Genomic DNA, 23679 nt, shown 5'->3' on the forward strand with positions numbered 1-23679 from the left:
TCGATGCTCTGAGAAGTGGCCAGAAGGCATGGTTGTGGCGACGGAAAAACTTCTCATTTCAATTATTCAATAATAACAGGCTTCGGATTTTTCAACTTCAATAAACGAGCCGCATTTCCGCCAAATATGAATTGCATCTCTTCTTTGGGGATGCCAATCGTATTACAAGCTGCCTCCTGCAAATCAAGATATCTTTTTGCAAAGCCACGAGGGAAATCACTTGAATCGGAACCGAACACAATTCGTTTCGGGCCAATCGTTTCATATGCCTTCTTAAATAAGTCCTGCAATGTCAAACTAAAAGGCATCCATCGAATCCAGTCATTCGATCCAGAACCGTCAACATGAACGTTGGGGCTGGACCAAGCCAAGTGTAAGAGCTCTTGCCAATAACCCGCTCCAAAGTGCGGGAAGACAAATGGAATGTCTACATATTCCTGCACGACCCTTGCCATCGACAGCGGGTTCATACATGGATGATCGACGATACCGCCTGGGCCGCCTAGCACTCCGAAGTGAATAAGACACGGCAGCTTACGATCAGCTAAATACGTCCAAAAAGACTTTAGTTCAGGAGCATCAAACGACTTCGTCATTAAAGGTCCAAACCATTTGTACCCGTGCAATCCAAGCTCCTCAATGGCATACTGCAGTTTTTCAGCAGCCCCGTCCTGGGATAGATCGTGGTGAGCAAATCCTGTGAATTTATCCGGATGTCTTTTCACGATGGCAGCCAGTTTCTCATTCCCAGCACCCGTCAGGAAGTTCACATGCTGCAGATGATTGTCTTCCATTTGTTTTAACCATCGTTCTTCTTGGACATCGTCACCAGGGTGCTCTGCTTCCGGATCTTCAAACTTAAACTGTTCACGCCACTTAGCTCGCAATTCCTTCTGGTATTCAGTGATAGCCGGTGGAACTTGGCGTTTTCGAGGCCCTTGTTTTGCTGGAAAATGCACATGCATGTCGATCACGTTTTTGATCATACATATCACCTCATGTTTGGTTAGTATGTGAAAATCAATTTGCTACTTGAGTCCGGTAAGAGAGATCCCTTCAACAATGCGACGTTGGAAAATGAAATACACAAGAACAATCGGTATAACAGCCAAAGTGCTCATGGCCATGATTAGGTTCCATTGCAGCCCCCCCGCATCAGCTGTTGAAAATAAGGAAATTCCGACAGGCAAGGTGCGCATATTTTCCGACGTAATGGCGATAACTGGCCATAAATAAGCGTTCCAATTACCAAGGAAGGACAAGATGCCTAATGCGCCTAAGGCGGCTGTCACTTGCGGGAGCACGACTTTCAGAAAGATGCCGAACTCCGACATGCCGTCAATCCTACCTGCGTCTATAAGGTCATCCGGAACACCGAGCATAAACTGTCTCATTAAGAATACGGCATACGCTTGAATCATACCGGGGAACATGATGCTCCAGTACGTATCTGACCATCCTAATTTGGTACTCATAACGTACCAAGGGATGACCAGCAATTCGGTAGGCACCATCATCGTACTCAGAATCAGTATAAAAATAATCTTATTTCCTTTGAAATGATGCTTGGCAAGCGTATAGCCGACCAGGGAAGCAAAAAACAACTCACTAATGGTTACTGTAATTGCAACAATAAAGCTGTTGCCGTACCAACGGACATAGCTGGTATGTGTGAAAATATGCCGATAAGCTTCCAAGGAGAGGCTTTTCGGAAATAATTTAAACGTATAAAACTCTGGCAGCGTTTTAAAGGACGATAACACCATCCAAAGAAATGGCATCGCTACGCAGAGGATGCCCAAGCATAAAACAAAATGGATGACGACAGCAGTCGCATCAATCCTTTTCCGCATCCCCACATCCCCTTTTAGTAATCGTAAGTTCTATTGATAAGCTTCATCTGAACAACTGTAACGACCAGGATTAAGATAAACAAGACGACAGTCACTGCTGATGCGAACTCCAAATTGAAATTGTTGAAGCCTTGGTTGTACACATAGACGACGATACTTAACGTACTGTTGAGAGGCCCGCCAGCCTGACCACTACTGCCTCCAGTGAGGTTCGCGATTTGCGTAAAGGTTTGTAGAGCCCCGATAACGCCGGTAATCGCCAAAAATACGATCGTCGGATTCAACAAAGGCCACGTGATGCGCCAGAACAGCTGCCAAGGACTAGCCCCATCAATTCTTGCAGCTTCGTAATAACTCTTGGGAATCGACTCTAAACCTGCCATGGATATTAATGTCGCATACCCTGACGATTGCCAGATGATCACAATGCTTACGGCGACGAGTGCCTCGCTCGGACTTCTTAGCCATGGCTGAGCAGGGATATGAAAGAATTGAAGGAACGTATTGATGAGACCGCTGTTAGGGTCATACATAAGACGCCAAACCCAGCTTGTTGCTACTGCCGATGTAATATACGGGAGAAAGTAAACCGTTCTGTAAAATCCCTTGAATCTTTCGATTCTGCCGATCATCAATGCAAGCACGATCCCGATCGCTAGTTGACTCGGTACGGTAATAATCACATACAAGCAGGTATTCGTCAGAGCGTGCCAAAAATCTGGTGAAGAAAACATCTTCTGGTAATTATAGAGCGTCAAATCAGAGCTGTTTTTTCTAAAAAAAGACATCGAGAACGCATATAGAGTGGGCGCGATGCGGATCCCCAGAAAAAAGAGCATGGGAATCGCCAGAAACGTGTACGCAGTGAGCGCCTTTTTATTCTCCAGCGACCCGCGTTTTGGCCGGCCGAGCTGTAGTGATTTCTCTCGAGAAGATTGCGAAGCAATTCGTGCCACTGCTACACCACCTTACTAGAACTAATGGTATGCCAGGAACGATTGGCTATCCATCGTCCCCGACATGACCATCATTCATTTGATTAATTTTTATGCTGGCTGAAGTAGTCATCTCTTAAAGCTTGCTGCTTCTTCACCAATTCATTAAATGTCTTTTCTACCGGGGCATTATTCAGTAATATTTCATTGGTCATATCAATGATTGCCTGTCTTTCATCCTTCTCATTGACGAAATACGTAGCGTGAGCATCCTGAAGTCCTTTAACAAACGCTCCAAAAATGGGATCGGCGGTCAGTTTTGGATCATTGGACAAGGAAGCAGCAGCCGGAAGTTCACCGACCTCATTCAGCCAATTTTTTTGCGTCTCTTCGGAAATCAGGAATTTAAGAAACTTTTGTGAGGCCTCAAGCTTATTGCCGGAAACGCCTTTTGCAATGCCATGAACCCAATAGGAACCAAAATTGGATTTAAGACCACCTGGTTCTTTAGTCGGTAAGGTTGTAACTCCCCACTCCGCGGCCGTATCTTTCTTAAGCGATGGGATGGCCTGAGATCCATCGAAGATCATGCCCGCTTTTCCGGATTTAAATGCCGTTTCGTAATCTGTATTAAAACTCGGATCGCCAAGTTTTAATTTGCCAAACCAGTCCATGTAGAATTGAAAGGCTTCCAACCCTTTCGGTGATGAGTTCCACAGCACTTGCTTATTATCCTCGCTGAACGGGGTTACTCCCCATTGACGCAGCAGCACTTCTTCAAACACATGATAGCCTTGACCTGCTACCTCGGGTGCGAATCCTTCTTGCTCTAACTTGCCGTTGTTATATACAGTCATCTTTTGTGCATAACTGATCATTTCGTCCCAGGTTTTTGGAGGACTATTGGGATCCAAACCGGCCTTTTTGAACATGTCCTTGTTATAGAACAAAGCCAGTGACCTTACTGCAGTCGGAACTGCGTAGTACTTTCCATCGATCTTTGATTCTTTAACCATCGGTATGTAATATTTCTCAATTTCATCATTGCTCATAAAGCTTTGAGGCAGGGGCTGCAAAATACCATCCTGCACGAATTGCGGAAGCCATCCGTAATACAGGTTTAGAACGTCCGGTCCGTTTTTGGCATTAGTCGCAGCTGTAACTTTTTGAATGTATTGGTCATAGGGGAAGTCTTGAGCAACAACTTTAATATTCGGGTTTTGTTTTTGAAACTCATCGACGAGTTTCTGCATAAACGTTACTTTAGCCGGGTAACTGTACTGCCAGTACGTAATCGTAACCGGTTCCGTGCTTGAGCCAGTCGAGGATCCGCCCCCTGCAGGTTGGGAGTTGCAACCAGCGAGCACCGATAATGCCAAAACAGATGCTGCTGCTAGTTTGACCTTAATTACCATTCGAAAAACCCCCTTAATTAGGATGAGTATTACTAAAAAAATGGGATAGAAATAAAGAAATTTCTGCGGTTTGCACCACCTCTTTTAAAGCTATTCCCCTAACTAAAGAAAGTTTCCTAACTTTTTTAATAAGCGGTTTGAAAGCGGAATAAAACATATACTTGCTATCTATGAATGCAACGATAACGCTTACATCGTTGATACGATTAGATAATCGGCCTAGAATTATGAATTTCCCTGGAACTTGCAGAGCTTTGTTGTTGAGTTCTGAAGGAAGGTAATAAATAGCTCGTAAATTAATAAACTTTATTAACTAACTAATTAAACACTTCGGCTCATCTTTTCTGCTCTATGAATTCTACCCCTAATGAATACTCCGAGGAGGTCATACCATGAACGTACGACAAAGCATCCTTAACCGTGAAGGTCAGTCCTTTCCAGGCGTCACTTATACTGAGGTTGTGCTAACCCCTGCCTATGACAATCAAAAGGCCGTATTGTTAGAGCCTATGATTGCGATCCATAAAGCCCATCTCCTCATGCTGGTTGAACAATCATTGCTGACGCGCGAACAGGCGCTTCCCATTATGAAAGCCATCCAAACGCTCGATCTTGAAAGTATACAACGCACCCCGTACGACGGCAGCTTTGAGGACCTCTTCTTTCTCGTCGAGCATCAAATCATGGAAAAAGCCGGAGATATTGGTGGGAGCTTGCATCTAGCCAGAAGCCGCAACGATATGGGTGTAGCCATGTATCGCATGACCCTTCGCAATAAACTCATTACGGTACTTCGATCAGCCATAGCTTTATTGCAGACATTGCTAGACACTGCCGAAGATCACATGGATACGATTATGCTTGGATATACCCATACGCAGCAGGCTCAACCGATGACCTTCGCCCATTATTTGATCGCCGTATTCGACTCCGTAAGCCGTGATGTCAAGCGTTTTCAATCTGCCTACGAAACCTGCAACTGTAGCCCTCTGGGAGCGGCTGCACTAACGACATCCGGGTTTCCAATAAACCGTCGCAGAGTAGCCGAATTGCTTGGTTTTAACGGTCTTGTCGAAAACTCATATGATGCTATAGGCGGTGCGGATTATCTAGGCGAAGCTGCGACCTCTTTGCAATTATCTTTTATTGGAATCGGACGTTTTGTCCAGGATTTACTGTTATGGTCAACACAAGAATTTGCCGCAATCCGTGTCGCCGATCCGTATGTACAAATTAGCTCCATCATGCCGCAAAAACGGAACCCCGTCTCCCTTGAACATATGCGTTCGCTTAGCTCTAGTGGAGTCGGCGCTGCTTCCACGGTACTGCAGATGCTGCATAACACACCGTTTGGCGATATTGTCGATACAGAAGATGATTTACAGCCTCATCTCTGGCATGGCCTCAAATTATCGGAGCAGATATTCCGCCTGCTATCCGTAGTTGTTGGGACTCTTGAAGTGAACAAAGATTTGCTGCTTAATCGCGCAAAGCGCAGCTTTGCAACAATTACAGAGCTGGCTGATACGCTAGTACGTGAGAAAAGTGTTCCATTTCGCAGTGCACACGCTATCGCAAGCGCCGTTGTCAAGACAGCTCTTTCACGCCAAATGGATGCTACACAGGTTACCTGCGAATTGGTCGATGAAGTTTCCGAACTGATTGTTGGACATCGTCTCCAGATATCGCCTGATCTGGTTGCTCGCGCAATGGATCCCGTCCATTTTGTTCAGATCCGCAACCTGCCGGGAGGTCCTTCTCCAGCAGAAATACGCAGAATGATCGAAGAGCGCAAACTTTCACAAAAAAGCATAGTGTCCTGGGTTGATAGTCAGATCGCGCAAACGAATCATGCCGATGCTCAACTAAACCGGATTACAAGTGAATGGGGTCAGTAATATGAAAAGTGTCCCATTACTTGCCATTGATGCTGGAGGCACGAACTGTCGTGCAGTCCTCTGCTCACTTGACGGAAGTATTATCCAGTATGTGGAAGGGGGCCCATGTAATTATCAAAGTATAGGAGTCACTCAGGCCCAAGAGAATTTAACCCGGGTCCTATGGAAACTTACGAATCAAAAGGAACACGGACTTTCTGTTAATCAGGTTATTATCGGGATTGCTGGCCTTGACACTTCAAATGATCAAATCATCATCGAGAACTTCGTTAAGAAATCGCTGCTTGATACGCGTATCCTTGCACATAACCTGTTAGTGAATAATGACGGAATAATTGCACTTCTCGGCAGTATCGGCGAATCTCCAGGCATCATTGTGGTCTCGGGCACCGGATCTATCGTCCACGGCCGATCGCAGGACGGCACTCAAATGCGTGCTGGAGGCTGGGGTCATCGTGTCGGGGATGAAGGTAGCGGATATGCCATTGGACAGGCGGCCTTAAGACATATTTTTCGAGCTACGGACGGTAGAGAACCTGTTTCAGCTATTCAACATGAAATCTTAAAAGAGCTGCAGATGGGAACGATTGACGATTTGATGAGCTGGGTTTATAGCGATGAATATACAGTTGACCGTGTGGCGTCGATAACTCCCATTCTATTTAGCCTTGCCCATGGTGGAGATTCAATCGCCCTCTCCATCCTTCAACGCGCAGGACAAGAACTTGCTGACGCTAGCGCTACAGTGATTCAAAGACTTGAACTTACGAAAGCGCCTTTTGATATCGTAACAGCCGGCAGCATACTTCAGAAAGATACGTTGGTCGCTGATGCTATGATTCGCTCCCTCTCAGATCGGTTTCATGATTTTCGTGTTACACGATCGTTTGACGAACCGATATACAATGTTTTGCTGTATGGTCTGAGTTTGTTAGGTGATATTTCGGAGGAGATCAGAGATAATTGCTCGCGTGAGCTGCTTCGGGTGGCAAAAGCAAATGGAAAAACCTAGGGGAATAAAAGCTAGAAATAATGAAAAGCCTGCTCCTGACATTTCGTCAAGAACAGGCTATGATGTCAGTATTACAGTTTTACAACATTCTCTGCTTGAGGTCCACGTTGGCCTTTAACAACATTGAATTCAACGCGTTGGCCTTCGTCCAAAGATTTGAATCCTTCACCTTGAATAGCAGAGAAGTGAACGAATACATCGTCTCCGTTCTCTCTTTGAATAAAGCCATACCCTTTTTCTGCATTAAACCATTTGACTGTACCTGTTTCCATAAGTAAATAACCTCCAAAGTTTAAAACGTTAAGCCCTACTCAAGCGGGACTATACACTAGTATATTTGATAGCTGATGCAAAATCTGTTGGAATTTGTCTTAAAAATAAATAAATCTATTTTTTCTTGATATATCCTTTTCCTACTGAATCCAACAACGATAGAACAAGCTAAAATAGTAATAACCTAACCATGCAAGCCTCCCACCAATCGGGGACGGGGCAGGTAGCGACCGATCGGAATTTGGACCAGGCTAGTCAGCCCAAATCGTGACAACTGGTAGAGCTCGTCACTCGCTCCAGCCTGAAAGCCAAGCAGCGGACGTCCGCCCATGTCGAGAATGGATGATGCCAGCAGCAAGCGATGCAGGAGCATGCCGGCTTCCATCTGCTGGATGCGGTATCCTCTATACCCGAATTGGGGAATCAGATGATCGGCGGAACCGGCAATGTGCAGGCAGATCGGCACTTGATACAAATTGATGTTGTGCAGGGTCATACCCTGCTGCAGACGGAGCCGATGATCACCGGCAAGCACGCGCCTGAGTGCATGGGCTGCTGTGTCATAGTGGTAAGCTCCGTCCGGCACCTCTTCGACGTTATAGAAGCACCCGTATATAACGACACGTTGCGGGGCGGCCTCCCCCGAACCGTCCAAATCGTTGCGGTACGCGAAGGAAGCCGCTGCTTCCTGCAGCAGGACGGCTAACTGCTGTACCGTTACGGGGCTCAAGACAAATTCGCTTTCGGGCGAATACCTTGCGCGGTTGGCCGCCGCCAGATCGATGCTCAGCCGTTTCACCTGAGGCAAATAGACAGTCTGCAGGCCGCTTTCTGCAAACAAGGCGGGCTCGAAACGGTGAAACGGCTGCAGCGCATCAAGCACCGACGCTTCGTTCATCCGAGTCAGCTGCGGGATCTCCTTTACGGTCAGCGAACGCGTAAAATGCTTATGACGAACAGCCGGCAGCTCACGGCAAAGCTCAGCCGCCTCAACTTGCGCCTGCGTGCCGTTGCCGTCGCCGATCCAAGTGATGTCTCGCTGCGCTGAAAGCAGCATAACCGCATACACGTTCTCCTCCCGACCGGATAGCCCCAGAAGATGGCCCAGAGCCCGATCCAGAAACTGATAGTGCACTCTTGACGAATAGCCGAACCGTTTCGCCGTCTCTTGCAGCTGCCCAAGCAGCACGCCTGTATCAAGCCCTTGTAGACGATAAGAGAAGGTGTTGTATTTATAAGCATTTTTCCAAACCATTGCCGATACGAAAACAGCGCCGATGCAAGACGATATATCACTCCGGTTGCCAAGAGCCCGAGATAAGTAAGAATCGTAATCGCCCTCACGCAGCAGCAACAGGCGGTGATGCGCTGTATCGTAATGGTAAATACCTGGAGTGCCGGTTGCCGTGCGGAGATAGACGTACAATTCGTTAGGGTACAGCCCTCCTCCGGAAGGGACAAATCTGCGGTACGTCTGTACTGGAACGGCATGAGAATAGCCTACTTGCGACAGCCCGTAGGCGTACCAGAGGAAATGTCCAATGTCCTTCACGCTCGGTTCAGCGGGCGATTGTCGCGCTTCCAACGTCAGCGGGATATCCGAGGACAGCGGAAGAGCCGGCAGGCCGCGATACAGCTTATAGGATAACGGCGCGTCGTCCCAATCGACCTCCCAGCCGGGCATCCCGCTCTCGTAGCTATCGGCATGAAGCTGGCGAATAAACATTTCCGGACTCATTCTGCCTCCCCCTATCTCACAGTGAACTACGGTATGACATTCGCCGGCATCGGTCCGACTCGTTTAAGGGAAAGGATGCGGATGAGCGTTGAGCTCCTCCATACGCAAAGGCCGCTCTTTGTATCCGAGCTCGGCCGGCACTCGAAGCACCCTTTCCAATCCGGCCACCCGGGTAAGATCGTAACCGAACGTCATCGGCAGCATGCCGGGGATCAGCACCTTCACGCAGTGCAGTCCGTTACGTCGCAGCTCCGGTGTGGTCTGGTCCACTACGATCACGTCCAATTGGAGCCGGAGGAACGTGCCGATCATCGACTTTAAGTCTTCTGTCAAATCAGTGCTCTTCGGTGCGGCTGTAAATTCCTGAGCGAACGTTCGCATCGGGCGGTTTTCCTCCAACAAAAAGCTCAGCCTCGGCTCCGCATCGGGCAAGCTGTATAGCATGGAATGGTCCTCCATGTTCCGTACCAGTGAAGGATCACGAAGCATCTTCATATAGTTCTCTCGGTTCGCCTCGAATTTATGTGTCATATTCAGCAGCATCCCCGACAGCTCATGAACCGCTCCCTTTGCCGCGCGCACCGGATCCGGGTGCGCCCCAGCCGCACAGATGAGATTTATTCCATGAGGATTCCTGTTTTTCGCCAGCGCCCAAATGCTGGGAATGCCATTCTCCATCGTCGCGTTAAACAAGAGAACGTCAAAACCAGCAACAGCCTGCAATCGCTCCACCATCAGATTCAAGTCGCGGTCACCGATGGATCGAGGATCTAGTCGCGGAAGCGGCAGCTGTGCATACCACGTCAGCAGAAACGAATCGCGCTCCACAATCTCCAGTATGCCGTACAAGATCGCTTCCTCCAGGCTTCCGCCTAAGGCGCAACCGTTGGACGTCTCGTACACGAAGCCTTGCCGGCAAGGAGAGCTGTAGTACGCAAGCCATTGAGGCACCAAAATCGGGCGTTCTTGCGCAAACGAGTATCCCCATACCCATTCAGTCTCCACATCGGGATCAAATGGCCGGAAAGGAAATCCTGGCAGTTTATATTGCTCCTTCGCATACAGCCCGACGGTCATGGGATCGAGCGCTTCCCCAGCCAGTTGCCGCCAGCTACCGTGAACGATTGGCCGCTTGCCACGCGGAGCCATGCCGCAATATCGCTCCAAGCCCTCCAAGATAGCGGACAGCTCGCTATCCGCATAGCAGTTCGTTCGGCCCGCCGTCAACTCGTCCTGTTCCAACATCGGAAGATTTACAGTGGTATCGGCCAACGGCGACACCAGATCCAGCATTTTACCGTTCATTAATCCGGTTTTGTAATCGAGATAATCCCGAACCAGAAAAGTTTTCAGCTCATCGAACGATCGGCTGCGGTAAATGCTCTCGCCGATTTTTGGACTCGGCTCGAGGGAGATCTGGGCCGCAACCCGCGAATCGGCTGGCAGATGTCCGCATACGGGGCACTGCGGGTCCGGGAGGAAGAAATGGCTGGAGCAGGACAATGTCTTCAGGTTAAAGAAAACCACATGCTCTTCCAATCGGGAGCGGCTGTGCCGCAGCACGCTCCGCGCTTCCGCCGCAAGCAGATACGCCATCTGCAGGAGTCCCGTGCGCGATGCCCACGCGTCGGATAGGACTCCCCCAGTCTCCGTCAAACGATGCTGCAGCTCCCACGTTTCCCTGCGATCGCGCCCCGCGATAAGCTTCCGGGTATCAGCGCACCGCGAGCAGCCAGGCTGGCCCGGCCTTACGAGAGGCCCAACAACGCCTTCGCCGAAGGCGACGAAACCGCGCAGCCACGGAATGCCGGCAGCCTCAAGTTCCGCCTCCGCCTCGCGCTGAACGGCGGGATGCCAAGCATCTTGCAGGACTAGGGCAAGTTCCGCCGCTGCCGGCACTCCCTCCCGGAAATCGGACAAACGAACGATCCGGCACTCAGAAATCAGCTCCCCACACACCAGCTCAGCCAGCACTCCATCTCCGACAATAGCTACAACCGCGCTCAACCGTCCTCCCCCTCTCCAAGCAGCACGCCATAGACGGCTACAGGACCATCACGCAGAAACGGCTCCACCGCCAGATCGATGACAAAGACTTCCCGGCTGCTTGTTTTCAGTTTCCTCATCGCATCCCTCAACACATCCGTTTGTTCCGCCGTCACCTCGGCCGGAACCGATAGCTCCAACGAGGCGATCGGACTGAGGTGTACAGACTTCGCCTCTACAGCCTGAGGTGCCCGACAAGCGGGTCCGTTTTGTGCTCTATGCAGCGCAGCTTGCAGCGCCTTACGCAGCGCAATTGGCACGTTCAAGCCGTTGCCGCCGAACCATCCATCCTCCGTGCCCACCCATACGGCCGGAAAGCCGCAAACTTCCTCTCCGATCCCGATCAAAGGCAGCCCACGCATCGTGGTCAATGCTTGCAAATAATACCTGCATCGCTCGTTGTCAACCTGACCGAGCCGCACACGAGTGACTGTCGGCTCTCCACTAGTCAGCCGTGCCTCCAAGTGCTGCAACAAACAAGCCTGCAGCCCGCGCGCCATGCCTTCTGCTATCGTCTCTCCGACACCGATACCGATAAACTGCTCGGTGTTAACAAGAACCCCCGTGAGCCTCGACACATACGCCTCAAGCCCGGACAGCCCTGCTTCACGCCTTGCCTCCTCGTGCGTCAACCCAGAACAGACAATGTCCGGCAGCAAATCGGCTGGCCCTTCTGTCAACGGATCGGCAGCCTGAACGCGGCATTGTGACATAGGCAGCTGTCCAAGGTCCCCTTCCTCCCACTTATGGATAATTCCTGTTTTCTCCGATGTCAACATGCTCAAATATGAAAACAGCCCGTTCACTCCGCCGACGTCCCGCCGTTCCTCGAACCGAAGCTCCGTAATATCCACCCATCTGGCTGCGGCATTCACATTTTCAGCGGCGAGAGGATGCGGCAGGAACGGATGCCAGTTTCCTTCCAGTGTCTCCAAATCAAGCAGATACAGCGAGTTTCTCAGCTCCGATTCAGCAGCACCCGTCACCATTTTGAAGTGTTCGAACACAATCAAATTTGCGAGCAGTGCCCCTGCCGTAGAGGAGAAAGCGAACCGCTCCGTGTCCTTGAAAACTTCTGACTTATGGATGCGCCGCCTTGCCGACTCCCAGCAGAATGCGCTCCCCGGCTGCACGAGCGGGCCCGCGATGCCAGCTTGATGAAGGTGTACGGCGGGTATCCATGTTTTGCGTTCCGCTTGGCATGCCGCTTGAAGTAACCGAAATTCCTCACAATCGCCAAGCTCGGACACAAAGAGGATCGTTTGGAACGGCCGCACGGCTTCCCTCCATGCGTCGGCTCCCTTGTGCGGCAGCGTCACCTCTCCGATCTCGACTTCGGGGTCCGTCTTGCGGGCGTGTTCCGCCAAAGCCGAAAGCCGCCGCCGGTCCGTAGGCATCGAATCCGTAATCAGGATGCGAAACCGGGGCAATCCTGACTCAAGCAACGCCGATACGAGCGACGCCAACATCGGGCCGAAGCCGACCGCAAGCACCTCGGACTGCCGGTAACACTGAAACCGGTAAGCGCCGGAATCGCCGAAGCTGTCGAGATAAGCGATTTGCCCTGCATACCTGCGGATCGTTTCCTCCGATAGAACGTAAGGGTGGTCCTGGCTCACATCCCGCGCAAAGCCTTTCTGCCTCAGCACTTCCGCGATTTCGTAAACTCTTTCCCGATGCGGACCAGATAGTCCGTCCGTCAATTCCGCCAGTGTGTGTTTCCCGTTGAACATGGGAATGAGCTTTTCCAGCCAGCGGTCGATCATCTCTCCTTGCATGCGGAACGTACCGGCGTTATTCCGGAAATAGACGCCGTCATTCGGAACCGGCAAAAAAAATGTATCCGCCTTTACCTGAAGGCGCACAGACGGGGTCAACTTTGACATCTCAGCCCTCCTAGCCGTAAACGCCGTTCTCCAATTCGGAATATTCCATTATATGTAATCCTATGTCCCTCTCTTTGTCCCTCATGTCACATATCTTCTTCGGAAATGCGGCCGCCCCTGCACAGCGTTGTGCAAGGGCGATCGCTTTACTACGAGTGAAAACATTAGCGACAGCGGTGGCCGCCTCCGCATTGGTGGCAATTGCCTGCGCATTGATGGCAGAAGGCCGCACACTGGTGACAGCGACCGCCGCAAAAACCACTGCAGAACCCGCCACAAACGCCGGCACAAACCCCGGCACAAACCCCCGGGATAAAACCTACGCAAACGCCTGCACAAACGCCCGCACAAACCCCTGCACAAACTCCTGCGCATAGTCCAACGCATAGACGCGACGCATCCACCGGCATTTGGCCGATCGGAAACTGGCCAGCGGGATACTGGCCCTGCTGCTCCCAAGGCGTTACTTCGCTCGCCTGAAATTGCGAGACACCCAACTGTTGAAGCTCATTTTGAAAATTTGTCATGAGATAACCCTCCGATATTATTATTCACGATGCTTTGAAGCGAAAAGAAATGGAATGTTACAGAACATGATTCCAATTTATGGTCGGAACTCCGCAAGTGTTACTGAGTCATATGTCCTGTTTTTGGGGTTTTACCAAATAGACTTGTCCGAGAAAACGCCGGACCCATGGAACTGTACCTCGTGGTGGCGATCATTTGAGGCTGATCTACCTTCTGGATGTACAGGGCAAGTTATCTTTTCGACACATGAGACAACTAAACCTAATATCCTAAATTAGCCCAATATTTAAAGGAGCGTTTTGATGGAAAGAAAATTAATTTTTGATTACGTTATTGTGGGTACAGGACCAGCAGGAGCGGTAATCGCGAAAACTCTATCTGACGATAAACGAACATCCGTCCTTGTTTTAGAAGCGGGCGGAAATAACGATAAAGATAAACCGATTAGCGACTCGACGATGGCTTCTATGTTGGAAGAACAGTTCTTCCCTCAGTATTTTTGGCAAGGAGAAGGTGTCCCGCAAGCGGGGCTTGACGATCGAATGTTTGAATGGACAACAGGACGTCTTATGGGCGGCGGTTCATCGATTAATGGAGAACAGTATGTGCGCCCTACAAGCCATGTACTTAAAGAATGGGAAAGGCTGCTCGGCCCTCTTTGGTCCCCTAAACGAGCGGTTCTGCGATTCAAAATACTTGAAAAATATAATGGTAAAACAATTAATGCCGCTGCACGCGGGTATCGAGGTCGCATTGATATTCGTCAGGCTCCTTTACATCCGACATCGATGGCAAAAAAATTAGTTACTGCAATCGAGCGAGCCTCCGGCTTCCCTGAAATTCTCGATTATAATAACCCGAAAACCACAATGGGCCCCTTTACGCGATGGCAATTATATCAAAAACCGAATGGCAGGAGGGAAAGTTCCTCCACTGCATTTTTGTCTCCAGATATCTTAAAGGTGAATGGCCGGGGAGTAAATGGTCGTAAATTAAGATTATTTTCTGATTCGACTGCTTTGCGGGTGATATTTTCTAATAAGCGCGCCCGTGGAGTGGAATTTCTAAAAAGTGGTAAGCGATTAATTGCATACGCAAGGAAAAAGGTCATTATTACGGCTGGTATTAACAGCGCTCAACTCTTAATGCTATCCGGGATAGGATCTGCAAAAATACTTAAAGAAGCTGGTATTCGCTGCATCTTTAATAATCCAAACGTAGGGAAAAGCTTAAGAAATCACACACTTAACTTTGCCGTATTTCAGTCGAATCCGAGCGACAGACCTTTACCTTCAAATGATCCAAATGCCCTTTATACCGGTGGGGCTTTCCTGCCTGATCCTTTAGGCATAGATCGAAAACGTCGAGCGGTTCAAATTTTGGGTATAGGTTCTGAAGGCGATACGTTAACGTTAGGTTTGATATACTTACGTCCGAAGAGTCGCGGTTCCATCAAAATCCAAAACAAGGATCCTCTAAAAATTGTGCTCGCAGATGAAGGTTTTCTAGATAATCCGAATGATTTGGAAGCTGTAAAAAACATTTATAAGATCTATGTAAAGGATATAGCCGCTGAGCTTATGTCCATTGATCCTATGTATCAGCTCATCTCACCTACTGCTGAAACGATTGATAATGATGCCGAACTGGAACAATTTATTAAAGACAACTTTGATCACAATCATCACCAACAAAGCTTGCTTCGAATGGCCCCATTAAAAAACGGAGGGGTCGTTGATCGGCGTGGAAATGTTTACGGAGTAAAAGATTTAATTGTTGCGGATGCTTCAATCATCCCTTTTACCGTCGATGGAAATACTTCAGCGGCAGCATATCTAATCGGATATACGATCGCGAAACAAATCATAATGATAGATAAAAGGAAACAGCGGAGGAAGATTCGAGAGAATTTCGAAAATAGCGAAGAATAGCTGAAATCTTGTACGTTCAGTTTTCAATGAAGCACTCTATGCCCAGAGTGCTTTTTTTCGTGTTTGTGCTTGTCCATGGATTTCGCACATTTTTGAATCCTTAGTGGATAAGTCCAATTCTCTATTCTACATTGATCATAAAGTATGCTGAACATGATTAGAGGAGGATTTATATGGCACAACAAGTGAAATTAAGTCCGCAATTCAGAAGACTTTGTATGCAATTCAGCAGAATCTTAGGCGGCGAATCGGAAATTGAAGCAGGTCCGGTTTGTTTTGTGACGCGAATGACGAATTTAAAAGAAACGATCCTAGGAAGAAGAACGCGCTCCCCACTGGTTCAAATGCAAATGTTCTCGTTTGAATCGCTAGATAGTTCGGGTCGTGCGCTATGCTTAGGTGAGACTGCCGTTCATCAAGATCAGGTTAATCGCTTAATAACAAACCTCCGTAAACGCGGGATAAAAGTAACAGCGATTCATAATCACTGGCTAAAAGAAAATCCTCGATTAATGTATATGCATTGGGAAGCCATCATGAATCCAGTCGTTTTTGCGAAAAGAACCAAAGAGTCCATTGCATTCTTAGGTTAATTGCCGTTGAGTTTTGTACGTAACTTATTTTGAAAGGATGATTTCATATGGCGGCACAAGTGACGGTAAGCCCAGCTTTTAGAAGACTATGTAATCAGTTTTCAACCATTTTAGGTGCAACCGAGCATGAAATAACGAAAGGTCCTGTTTGTTTTGTTACTAGAAATAGGAGGGTAAACGCTGCCATTTTAGGAAGACGTACAACATCTCCTTTAGTCCGTTATCAACTGTTCTCATTTGAATCTTTGGACAAATCAGGTCGCGCACTCTGTTTGGGTGAAACCGCTCTCTTCCAAAACCAAGTAAATCGTTTGTTGACCAATCTTCGCAATAACGGGATTAAAGTAACAGCCGTCCATAATCACTGGCTGTTTGAGAACCCGCGGCTTATGTATATTCACTGGGAGTCAATTGATAATCCTATTGAATTTGCAAAGAAAGTAAAACGCTCTATCGCTTTTCTGGGCTAGCTAATTATAACGCATCATTACGATCTTCCAGTCCTCAAGGGGGAGATAGTTTCCGAGCTGTTGCTCGAACTGCTCCCTTTCCTTTTGGATATATCGCTTCGATTAATCATAGAAAAGGCTCTATCGCAATGAAGCGAATAGAGCCTTTAAGATTTACGTATAACCTGTATATACAAATACGTTTTACTCGGGTCTTTCTATTGTAAATTGTTCACCTAAACTGGAATAATTGTTTCCGGCTAGTCGGCTAACAGGCTTCAACTGATAGGCATCTATACGTCCATCTTCAATTAATTCTTCAGCGATGTGAAAGCAAACGATTTTTCCAATAATTAAATCGCAAGCGGGCGCTTCTGGGCTGCCTCCAAGTTCAATGTTTTTTTCTAACGTGCATTCCATCCGAATCTTCGCTTCTTTAACCCCAGGTGTATTTATTTTGTTACTTGGAACCAATGTGAGCTTTGCAAGTTCTACTTCACTTTCCTCTGGTGGTAAATTGGCTGCCGTTTTATTAATTGCTTCAATGTAAGACTCATCCGAGATATGAACGACAAATGATCCCGTTTCTATTATGTTTCGTGCTGTGTCTTTGTACGCTCCGTTTTTTCTTTGAATGGATACCGAAATCATGGGCGGATTGGCAGTGACAATATTAAAATAACTATACGGTGCCGCATTCAATACACCATTCCTTGATAAGGAAGTGATAAATGCAATGGGTCTTGGTATGATGCTTCCAATAAGAAGCTTATAATTTTCCCTTTCCGTTTGGGTTTCCGGATCAATGAGTAACACTTGAATGACCTCCATGTTTCATGACTTATTCATCTCTCTCACTTGAATAGGGAATAAATTGGCTTCGATTTGGGCGCGATGTTCTTCGTACCACTCAGGCAGCATTAATTTCTCCCCTAAAGATTCAGCAGGTTCATCCTTAGCAAAGCCTGGAGGATCCGTAGCAATTTCAAAAAGGATTCCACCGTATTCACGGAAATAAATCGCATTAAAGTATTGACGGTCTATGATTTGTGTTGGACGGTATCCTTTACGCATGACAGCTTTTTGCCATTCGGCATGATCCTCATAATCGTTGGCTCGCCATGCAATATGGTGAACCGTTCCTGCCCCGCCTATACCCCATTCCATGTTCTCAAGTGGAACATCTATAATGTTCGCGATTTCTCCGGTTGCTTGAAAACGCGCGTATTTGTCATCTTGGGCAATTTTCGTCAAACCAAGGACAGTTTGCAGTGTATCCATCGTACTTTCAGCATTCGTACTGAAAAGCACAGCTCCACCAAACCCTTTAATAGCTTTATCCGCGGGAATCCCGCTGAAAGACCATTTACTGTCAGCTCCTTCACTACGTTCAACGATTTCTAGATTCAGTCCTTCGTTGTCTGTAAATTGAAGAAATACTTCATTGAAACGGCTCACTTTCTTTACTGAGATGTCAAAGCCAGTCAACCGATTTTCCCAGAAATCTAAAGAACCTTGAGGCACCACATAAGTGGTAATCCCAACTTGGCCGCCGCCAATCTCCCCTTTTGGTGATCCTGGTGACGGAAAGAACGTAATGATTGTACCTGGGCTTCCAGCTTCGTTACCAAAATATAAATGATAGACATCAGGAGCGTCAAAGTTAATCGTTTTCTTTACCAGTCGCAAACCAAGAATTCCAGCATAAAAGTCGACGTTAGCTTGGGGATTGCCAGCAAATGCTGTAATGTGATGGATACCCGTTGTTTGTTTAGTCATGATAATGCCTCCTTAAGACTCTTAATTATAATTTTCATACGTGTTGATAAACCACATGTTCCTTCAATGTCAATAATCTTAATTTTAAGATATACAGCACAAGAAACCTTAGCTAAGGTTTTTTTAACCTACCGAAAACCTCTAACATAAAAGTCACCTCGCTCAGATAAATCTTAAAATCAAATATCTTAATTTAAAGATAATACTTATCTCAACTTTTGTCAACATGTTTTCATCAAGCCAATCATCCACCCATAAGGAATCCCTCCCCTATGGTCAGATTTTGACTACAATTGATCCTATTTGAACTAAAGGACACTCCGTCGGGAATGACCACTTTTCCTCTGAAAAAAGCTATAGAAATAAAAACAACCAGCTGCTGAAATTGAAGCGTGCTGGTTGTTCGGTTTTCAATCCTTCTATTCAGCGTTACCTTGATTCAATTGAGCCCACTGCTCAAAGCATTTGACAACAGCACTCATATCTTCCGTGCCTGCGCCTTCGTTACATGCAATTTGAAAGATTTGTTTGGCCACTCCCAACGCAGGCATAGGTAATTGAATCGAATCTGCTAATTGGGTTGCTAGTTTCAAGTCCTTCAGCATTAATTGCGTCATAAATTGAGGTGAAAAATCCCGGTTTAAAATTTTCGGCCCTTTCATCTCAGCCATTCCGCTACGGGCTCCGCCACCGGCAATTACCTCCAAAAATAAAGCCGGATCCAATCCACACTTTTTCACTAACGCTATGCTTTCCGATAAAGCAATCAAATTGGAAGCGACAAGTGCATTGTTGGCAAGTTTCGTTTTGGAGCCGGAACCGCTTTCCCCCATATATACAGCTTTCTTACCCATTGCTTCAAAAATAGGTCCGCATTGCTCGAAAATTTCTTTTTTTCCGCCTACGATGAACGTCAAAATTCCTTCGATCGCTTGCGGTTTGCTGCCGGTAACTGGAGCGTCCAACATGTCGACGCCAAGCTCCTCTAACTTTTGTGCCAATTTCATACTCGTTTGGGGCGAAATGGTGCTGCAATCCATTACGATTTTGGCACCGCCACCCTGCTGTAACGAAGACATAATGCCTTTCGCCCCATCATAAACTTCATTTACCGCATGATCATCTGAAAGCATGGTTATGACCATAGCGGTCTGTTGCACCACATCCCCCGGGGAATCGGCGATTTGTACGCCTACCCCCAATTCTTCCGCCTTTGTTCGATTCCGGTTGTAGACTACGAGCTCATAACCCGCACGCAGCAAATTGGAAGCCATAGGCAGCCCCATGGTTCCAAGTCCGATGAATCCTATCTTCATTAGAAAAAACACCACCTATTTGGCAGATTGTGATCCAAGCTCAAATCGCTTATTTATTTATTATATGGTAAAAGATAAAGTTCCATAAGAACTGAAAATATGTATATTTAGTTACTTTCGATTAAGTAGCCTTTCGATCGTAACCAATCGAGTGAGCAAAAGCCCGTTTAGCTATGCATAGTCGGACCGCTCCAGTGGAAAAATTAGAAGGAACCTTCTACGTATTCCAGCCATTTGAAAGGAGCTGCCTGCATGTCGGACCAACCGAAAACCGGAACTACTCCAGTCCTAGCAGAGAGCCCGGAAACGCATATCAGCTTTAATGACGAATATTACGCAGATCGTGAGGCGTTTCGCGAAGTAAAACCGGAGCGAGTCCGTGTGGCGCCGGTTGTCTCGATGGGAAGCACCGAATTCCAGGAAGAAGAGCCGGAAAATGCGGCAACTGCCATCGATTCATCCGACGACTCCTTAGATGATGCTTATGAATCGCCAGATGCGCTGGGGCAAGCGCTGCAGCAATATTCCGGTACGGTGCAGTTCGTCAACCATCTGTTTCACGATCAAATGGATGTGAATGAAGCAAAGGAAGCCTTGCAGGAGCAAGGCTGGACTGACGATGATCGGTCAATCCCGATCGGGGACTGACGCTGCATCTCAGCCACGGATGCGGTTTTCTTTTTACCGGGATAACGTTCTTGTTATTCGGTTTTGACAAGAATGTTATCCCATAAATCAAAAAACCGCAATTTATGCGGCCTATAATTTGCTATTTAACGATTGGCAATATAACTTCGACCATCGTTCCTTTTCCAACTTCACTTTCGAAACGCATGGTCCCCTTATGATTTTGGATAATTTTCATGGAAACCATTAACCCTAACCCTGTTCCTGTTTCTTTCGTAGTAAAAAAGGGATTTCCAATCTTATTGATTTCACTTTGTGGGATTCCATACCCGGTGTCAATAATTCGAATGCATATTTCATCTTTCATTTGCTTGGCTTGCATGATCACTTCTCCGCCATCTGGCATCGATTCAATTGCATTTTTTAAAACATTAATAAATACTTGATTGATACTGCGTTGACAGTTAATGAATGGTAAATGATTATCGAATTCTTGCTTTATTTGAACGTTATACAGGTTTGCTTGTCCTTCAAATAATCTTGCAACCTTATTTAACTCATTTACAATGTCCCTTAATTCATATGCTTCATTTGAAGGTTTAGCTAAAACTAAAAGCTCACTGACTATTTCATTGATTCGATCGATTTCTGAAATCATGATTTCATTGCGTAATTTCTTTGTACCGTCCATATCCTCTTTCATATACAGTTGCACAAATCCTCGCAAGCTGGTCAACGGATTCCTAATTTCATGGGCGATCCCAGCTGCAAGTTCGCCAGCTAAGGAAAGCTTCTCAGATCTTCGGATGAATTCTTCAGAATGAACCCGTTCGGTGATATCACGTCCCATACTGATAACGTGTTGAATATCACCTGCTTCATTTCTTATTTTTTTAGAATGTGCTTCTTGCCATATGTAGTGACCATTTTTATGCCTAAGACGGTAAACAAATATTCTGCTATCAGCATTATCCGAATAACCTCGCCTTAACCAACCACCGTTCATATCTTCCGGATGCCAGTAGTCGTAAGCATATTTTCCGATGAGTTCATCTGGTTCAAAACCGAGCTGGATACGGATGGCAGGTGAAACATATGAGATTTTTCCATCTGGCGTTAAACGCAAAATGACGTCCTGTGAATGTTCAGAAATAAGGTTATGTAGTTCTTCAATCTTATTGAACTCTTCTTCTTTCTTCTTTTTTTCTGTTAAATCCACTATTTGCGAGATGAAAATGGCATTATTATCGTTTTCCGATGGGCTCATTTCTGAAGTTACATGTAGAAGAACCCAAATCATACTCCCCGATTTATGAATAAGCCTTTTTTCTATTTGATAAACGTCTGATTTACCCTGAACTAACTTATACCACAATTCCAGTTCTGCTTCTAAATCCTCAGGATGAGAGACAGTTGAAATACAGAGATTTAATAATTCACTTTCACTATACCCCAACATTTTGCACAGAGATGGATTCGTCTTAAGAAAACATCCATTAGAAGATAACAAAGCCATTCCAATTGGAGATTTCTCAAATGCACGTAAGAAAAGACTATGGTCGTTAAAATGAGATACCATTTAACCCTCCGCTAAAAGCAGTTGCAAGAATAACCTGATTATGGCATTATAGCAGCAATTTTCAGTTATTAGTATCAAATTTTTCGTGCCTAAGGACATTTTCCACCATGTCACTTTGTTCTCTTCATGGACTCCACAATTAATATGAATATAGTTCCATTTTATCTGGGAGAACATTCAAAACACGAGGGCTGCACAGCGAACCGCGACAATAAAAATGGTAGTACCTATGATTGCGCTATCCAATATTTTGGGAATATACCTGTTAGTTGAACTAATACAGCCGATCGAAGCGACCGGCTGCTGTAGATGATTAATTTAGCTATCGTGTCCTGTTATCTTCATTCACTTTGCGGTCATGCTGTTCACATCGATAAAAGGCGTCGCACCGCCAGTGACGGAAGGCAGCTTGCCGTCCCATTTCTGAATGGCCTCTTGTTGTACTTCAATTTGCTTAAGCGCGATGAGGTCCGGCGTTACTTCCTGCTTCTTCAGCTTGAGCGACTCCGCTTCAGCCTGGGCCTGCGCGATGGTCTGCTGGGCTTCAATCTGAATTCTTTTCAAGTCGTTCTCCGCTTTAAGAGCTTGCTGCTGCGCCACTTGCTTAGCCTCGATCGACTGATTAAACGCATCCGAGAACTTGAAATTGACGATGTTGATGTCATTGACGACCAGATCATACCTTGCCATCCGCTTCGTTAGCAGATCACGAATTTCATTCGCGACTACATCACGTTTTGCAATCAGATCTTCGGCCGCATATTTCGCTGTCACTTCTTTTACGATTTCCTGTATCGCCGGCGCGACAATAATTGTATCAAACGAACTTCCGATGTTATTCATCAGATTATACGCCGATTCTTTGTTTACGGAATAGTTCAGTGCCACATGCGTGGAAACGGGCTGGAGATCCCTCGAGGACGCCGATGTGTCCGCTTCCGCTTTGGTTACTTGCACGTTAACTTGAATAATATTCTGCACGAAAGGAATTTTGAAATGAATGCCTGGCATTAGCGTAGTATCACTTAATTTACCCAACGTTTTGTATAGTCCGACATGGCCAAACTGAACTGTAGCAAAGCTGCTGAGCGCTGCAATAAGCAAAACTACACCGAGCAAGCTCCACGCTATTATTCTGCCAACGGGGCTCTTTCGTTTCGCCAATGGGTTATCCGGTGCCACACCAAGTTCCATGTGCATACCTCCAACTTTATTAGTGTTTGCTACCTAACAGTACGTTGGCGGGCTTTTCCAAGTTTCAATGAAAAACCCAAAATTCGGTAAATTGGAGCAGATAACCGAAGAGCATGCTTCAGTTCAACCAAGAAAAAGTAAACCAGAATCCTTAAGTTCCCACATTGTCAAATATCTGCCGTGAACAGCATAATAGGACTGGTGGAACCAAGATAATGCTGCGCGTCCATGTAGTATGCTGGCCGACGCCGCCAAACGGGTAGGATATCATAATCTTTTTGAAGGTGGGGATGCTGTGTCCATCGTGCAATCTCGTATTTACTGTTGTGAATGTAGCAGAATTGTACCTAAAGACGATGCAATGTACTATTTTAAAACAGATTTCAAGCTCATTTCAGGTTATGTTTATTGTGTAGGTGCATGTTCGAGTTGTTGCGACAAAAGGCTAAATTCAAAACAAGATGTTAAAGAAACTATATTCTATTCCCAATCCTGACTGTGTTCCCTCAAAATGGACTTGATCATAGTCGCTCGAAGTATAGGTGAACGTCCCATCGCCCTTAAATGATAGTAGACAATGATCTTGTCTAATTAGGGTACAAAACTGTAAAACGTATATTATGAGGT

At 46.7% G+C, this 23679-nt stretch carries 20 protein-coding genes; 6 read left to right on the forward strand and 14 right to left on the reverse strand.

Annotation, left to right across the window (positions count from 1 at the left end; genetic code table 11):
• Positions 1-62 precede the first annotated feature (62 nt).
• The 4 genes from O9139_RS11170 to O9139_RS11185 form a co-directional block, all read right to left on the reverse strand.
• Positions 63-986, reverse strand: a complete 924-nt coding sequence (locus O9139_RS11170) for an amidohydrolase family protein (RefSeq protein WP_270879551.1) — start codon at positions 984-986, stop codon at positions 63-65.
• Positions 987-1028: 42 nt separating this feature from the next.
• Positions 1029-1853 (reverse strand): carbohydrate ABC transporter permease, encoded by an 825-nt coding sequence (locus O9139_RS11175; protein ID WP_270879552.1) that lies wholly within the window; start codon positions 1851-1853, stop codon positions 1029-1031.
• 14 nt (positions 1854-1867) lie between these two features.
• Positions 1868-2809, reverse strand: coding sequence for a carbohydrate ABC transporter permease (locus O9139_RS11180; RefSeq protein ID WP_270879553.1), 942 nt, complete (start codon positions 2807-2809; stop codon positions 1868-1870).
• Positions 2810-2892: 83 nt separating this feature from the next.
• The gene (locus O9139_RS11185) at positions 2893-4203 is read right to left on the reverse strand and encodes an extracellular solute-binding protein (protein ID WP_270879554.1); all 1311 of its coding nucleotides are present in this window, start codon (positions 4201-4203) and stop codon (positions 2893-2895) included.
• 392 nt (positions 4204-4595) lie between these two features.
• Between O9139_RS11185 and argH the strand changes: the two genes are divergently transcribed.
• Together argH and O9139_RS11195 are read left to right on the forward strand one after the other, a co-directional pair.
• On the forward strand, positions 4596-6101 hold the full coding sequence (argH, locus tag O9139_RS11190; protein WP_270879555.1) for an argininosuccinate lyase: 1506 nt from the start codon (positions 4596-4598) through the stop codon (positions 6099-6101).
• Position 6102: 1 nt separating this feature from the next.
• Complete coding sequence (locus O9139_RS11195) at positions 6103-7113, forward strand: N-acetylglucosamine kinase (protein WP_270879556.1); 1011 nt, start codon at positions 6103-6105, stop codon at positions 7111-7113.
• Positions 7114-7184: 71 nt separating this feature from the next.
• On the opposite strand, the gene O9139_RS11200 is transcribed toward O9139_RS11195, so the two are convergent.
• From O9139_RS11200 to O9139_RS11220, 5 genes are all read right to left on the reverse strand, one after another.
• Positions 7185-7385, reverse strand: a complete 201-nt coding sequence (locus O9139_RS11200) for a cold-shock protein (RefSeq protein WP_188178200.1) — start codon at positions 7383-7385, stop codon at positions 7185-7187.
• A gap of 185 nt (positions 7386-7570) precedes the next feature.
• Positions 7571-9124, reverse strand: coding sequence for a SagB family peptide dehydrogenase (locus O9139_RS11205; RefSeq protein WP_270879557.1), 1554 nt, complete (start codon positions 9122-9124; stop codon positions 7571-7573).
• Positions 9125-9187: 63 nt separating this feature from the next.
• Positions 9188-11131 carry a TOMM precursor leader peptide-binding protein gene (locus O9139_RS11210; protein WP_270879558.1) on the reverse strand — a complete coding sequence of 648 codons (1944 nt, stop codon included), beginning with the start codon at positions 11129-11131 and terminating at the stop codon, positions 9188-9190.
• On the reverse strand, positions 11128-13056 hold the full coding sequence (locus tag O9139_RS11215) for a putative thiazole-containing bacteriocin maturation protein (RefSeq protein WP_270879559.1): 1929 nt from the start codon (positions 13054-13056) through the stop codon (positions 11128-11130). Before O9139_RS11215 ends, O9139_RS11210 begins: the two co-directional genes overlap by 4 nt.
• A gap of 164 nt (positions 13057-13220) precedes the next feature.
• The gene (locus tag O9139_RS11220; protein WP_270879560.1) at positions 13221-13583 is read right to left on the reverse strand and encodes a heterocycloanthracin/sonorensin family bacteriocin; all 363 of its coding nucleotides are present in this window, start codon (positions 13581-13583) and stop codon (positions 13221-13223) included.
• A 303-nt stretch (positions 13584-13886) separates the two neighbouring features.
• Here O9139_RS11220 and O9139_RS11225 point away from each other — a divergent pair, with 303 nt between their 5' ends.
• From O9139_RS11225 to O9139_RS11235, 3 genes are all read left to right on the forward strand, one after another.
• Positions 13887-15515 carry a GMC family oxidoreductase gene (locus tag O9139_RS11225; RefSeq protein WP_270879561.1) on the forward strand — a complete coding sequence of 543 codons (1629 nt, stop codon included), beginning with the start codon at positions 13887-13889 and terminating at the stop codon, positions 15513-15515.
• Between the two features lie 173 nt (positions 15516-15688).
• Positions 15689-16108 (forward strand): DUF1259 domain-containing protein, encoded by a 420-nt coding sequence (locus O9139_RS11230; protein WP_270879562.1) that lies wholly within the window; start codon positions 15689-15691, stop codon positions 16106-16108.
• 47 nt (positions 16109-16155) lie between these two features.
• Positions 16156-16578: a DUF1259 domain-containing protein gene (locus O9139_RS11235; RefSeq protein WP_270879563.1), complete on the forward strand. Its 423-nt coding sequence runs from the start codon at positions 16156-16158 to the stop codon at positions 16576-16578.
• Between the two features lie 183 nt (positions 16579-16761).
• Here the strand turns inward: O9139_RS11235 and O9139_RS11240 are convergent, their stop codons facing one another.
• From O9139_RS11240 to O9139_RS11250, 3 genes are all read right to left on the reverse strand, one after another.
• The gene (locus O9139_RS11240; RefSeq protein ID WP_270879564.1) at positions 16762-17373 is read right to left on the reverse strand and encodes a flavin reductase family protein; all 612 of its coding nucleotides are present in this window, start codon (positions 17371-17373) and stop codon (positions 16762-16764) included.
• An 18-nt stretch (positions 17374-17391) separates the two neighbouring features.
• Complete coding sequence (locus O9139_RS11245; protein WP_270879565.1) at positions 17392-18336, reverse strand: ring-cleaving dioxygenase; 945 nt, start codon at positions 18334-18336, stop codon at positions 17392-17394.
• A gap of 419 nt (positions 18337-18755) precedes the next feature.
• On the reverse strand, positions 18756-19652 hold the full coding sequence (locus O9139_RS11250) for an NAD(P)-dependent oxidoreductase (RefSeq protein ID WP_270879566.1): 897 nt from the start codon (positions 19650-19652) through the stop codon (positions 18756-18758).
• Positions 19653-19904: 252 nt separating this feature from the next.
• Here O9139_RS11250 and O9139_RS11255 point away from each other — a divergent pair, with 252 nt between their 5' ends.
• Complete coding sequence (locus O9139_RS11255) at positions 19905-20300, forward strand: hypothetical protein (protein WP_270879567.1); 396 nt, start codon at positions 19905-19907, stop codon at positions 20298-20300.
• Between the two features lie 121 nt (positions 20301-20421).
• Here the strand turns inward: O9139_RS11255 and O9139_RS11260 are convergent, their stop codons facing one another.
• Both O9139_RS11260 and O9139_RS11265 read right to left on the reverse strand, forming a co-directional pair.
• The gene (locus O9139_RS11260; RefSeq protein WP_270879568.1) at positions 20422-21858 is read right to left on the reverse strand and encodes a PAS domain S-box protein; all 1437 of its coding nucleotides are present in this window, start codon (positions 21856-21858) and stop codon (positions 20422-20424) included.
• Between the two features lie 345 nt (positions 21859-22203).
• Positions 22204-23052, reverse strand: coding sequence for a prohibitin family protein (locus O9139_RS11265; protein WP_270879569.1), 849 nt, complete (start codon positions 23050-23052; stop codon positions 22204-22206).
• Between the last annotated feature and the right edge of the window lie 627 nt (positions 23053-23679).

The sequence above is a fragment of the Paenibacillus aestuarii genome (assembly GCF_027789125.1).
Classification (GTDB): Bacteria; Bacillota; Bacilli; order Paenibacillales; family NBRC-103111; genus Paenibacillus_E; species Paenibacillus_E aestuarii.

Excerpts from the sequence above, each read along its gene's own strand:
- O9139_RS11170 (WP_270879551.1), bottom strand. The coding sequence starts at position 986 with ATGATCAAAAACGTGATCGACATGCATGTGCATTTTCCAGCAAAACAA.
- O9139_RS11175 (WP_270879552.1), bottom strand. The coding sequence starts at position 1,853 with ATGCGGAAAAGGATTGATGCGACTGCTGTCGTCATCCATTTTGTTTTA.
- O9139_RS11185 (WP_270879554.1), bottom strand. The coding sequence starts at position 4,203 with ATGGTAATTAAGGTCAAACTAGCAGCAGCATCTGTTTTGGCATTATCG.
- argH (WP_270879555.1), top strand. The coding sequence starts at position 4,596 with ATGAACGTACGACAAAGCATCCTTAACCGTGAAGGTCAGTCCTTTCCA.
- O9139_RS11195 (WP_270879556.1), top strand. The coding sequence starts at position 6,103 with ATGAAAAGTGTCCCATTACTTGCCATTGATGCTGGAGGCACGAACTGT.
- O9139_RS11200 (WP_188178200.1), bottom strand. The coding sequence starts at position 7,385 with ATGGAAACAGGTACAGTCAAATGGTTTAATGCAGAAAAAGGGTATGGC.
- O9139_RS11205 (WP_270879557.1), bottom strand. The coding sequence starts at position 9,124 with ATGAGTCCGGAAATGTTTATTCGCCAGCTTCATGCCGATAGCTACGAG.
- O9139_RS11215 (WP_270879559.1), bottom strand. The coding sequence starts at position 13,056 with ATGTCAAAGTTGACCCCGTCTGTGCGCCTTCAGGTAAAGGCGGATACA.
- O9139_RS11220 (WP_270879560.1), bottom strand. The coding sequence starts at position 13,583 with ATGACAAATTTTCAAAATGAGCTTCAACAGTTGGGTGTCTCGCAATTT.
- O9139_RS11225 (WP_270879561.1), top strand. The coding sequence starts at position 13,887 with ATGGAAAGAAAATTAATTTTTGATTACGTTATTGTGGGTACAGGACCA.
- O9139_RS11230 (WP_270879562.1), top strand. The coding sequence starts at position 15,689 with ATGGCACAACAAGTGAAATTAAGTCCGCAATTCAGAAGACTTTGTATG.
- O9139_RS11235 (WP_270879563.1), top strand. The coding sequence starts at position 16,156 with ATGGCGGCACAAGTGACGGTAAGCCCAGCTTTTAGAAGACTATGTAAT.
- O9139_RS11245 (WP_270879565.1), bottom strand. The coding sequence starts at position 18,336 with ATGACTAAACAAACAACGGGTATCCATCACATTACAGCATTTGCTGGC.
- O9139_RS11250 (WP_270879566.1), bottom strand. The coding sequence starts at position 19,652 with ATGAAGATAGGATTCATCGGACTTGGAACCATGGGGCTGCCTATGGCT.
- O9139_RS11255 (WP_270879567.1), top strand. The coding sequence starts at position 19,905 with ATGTCGGACCAACCGAAAACCGGAACTACTCCAGTCCTAGCAGAGAGC.
- O9139_RS11260 (WP_270879568.1), bottom strand. The coding sequence starts at position 21,858 with ATGGTATCTCATTTTAACGACCATAGTCTTTTCTTACGTGCATTTGAG.
- O9139_RS11265 (WP_270879569.1), bottom strand. The coding sequence starts at position 23,052 with ATGGAACTTGGTGTGGCACCGGATAACCCATTGGCGAAACGAAAGAGC.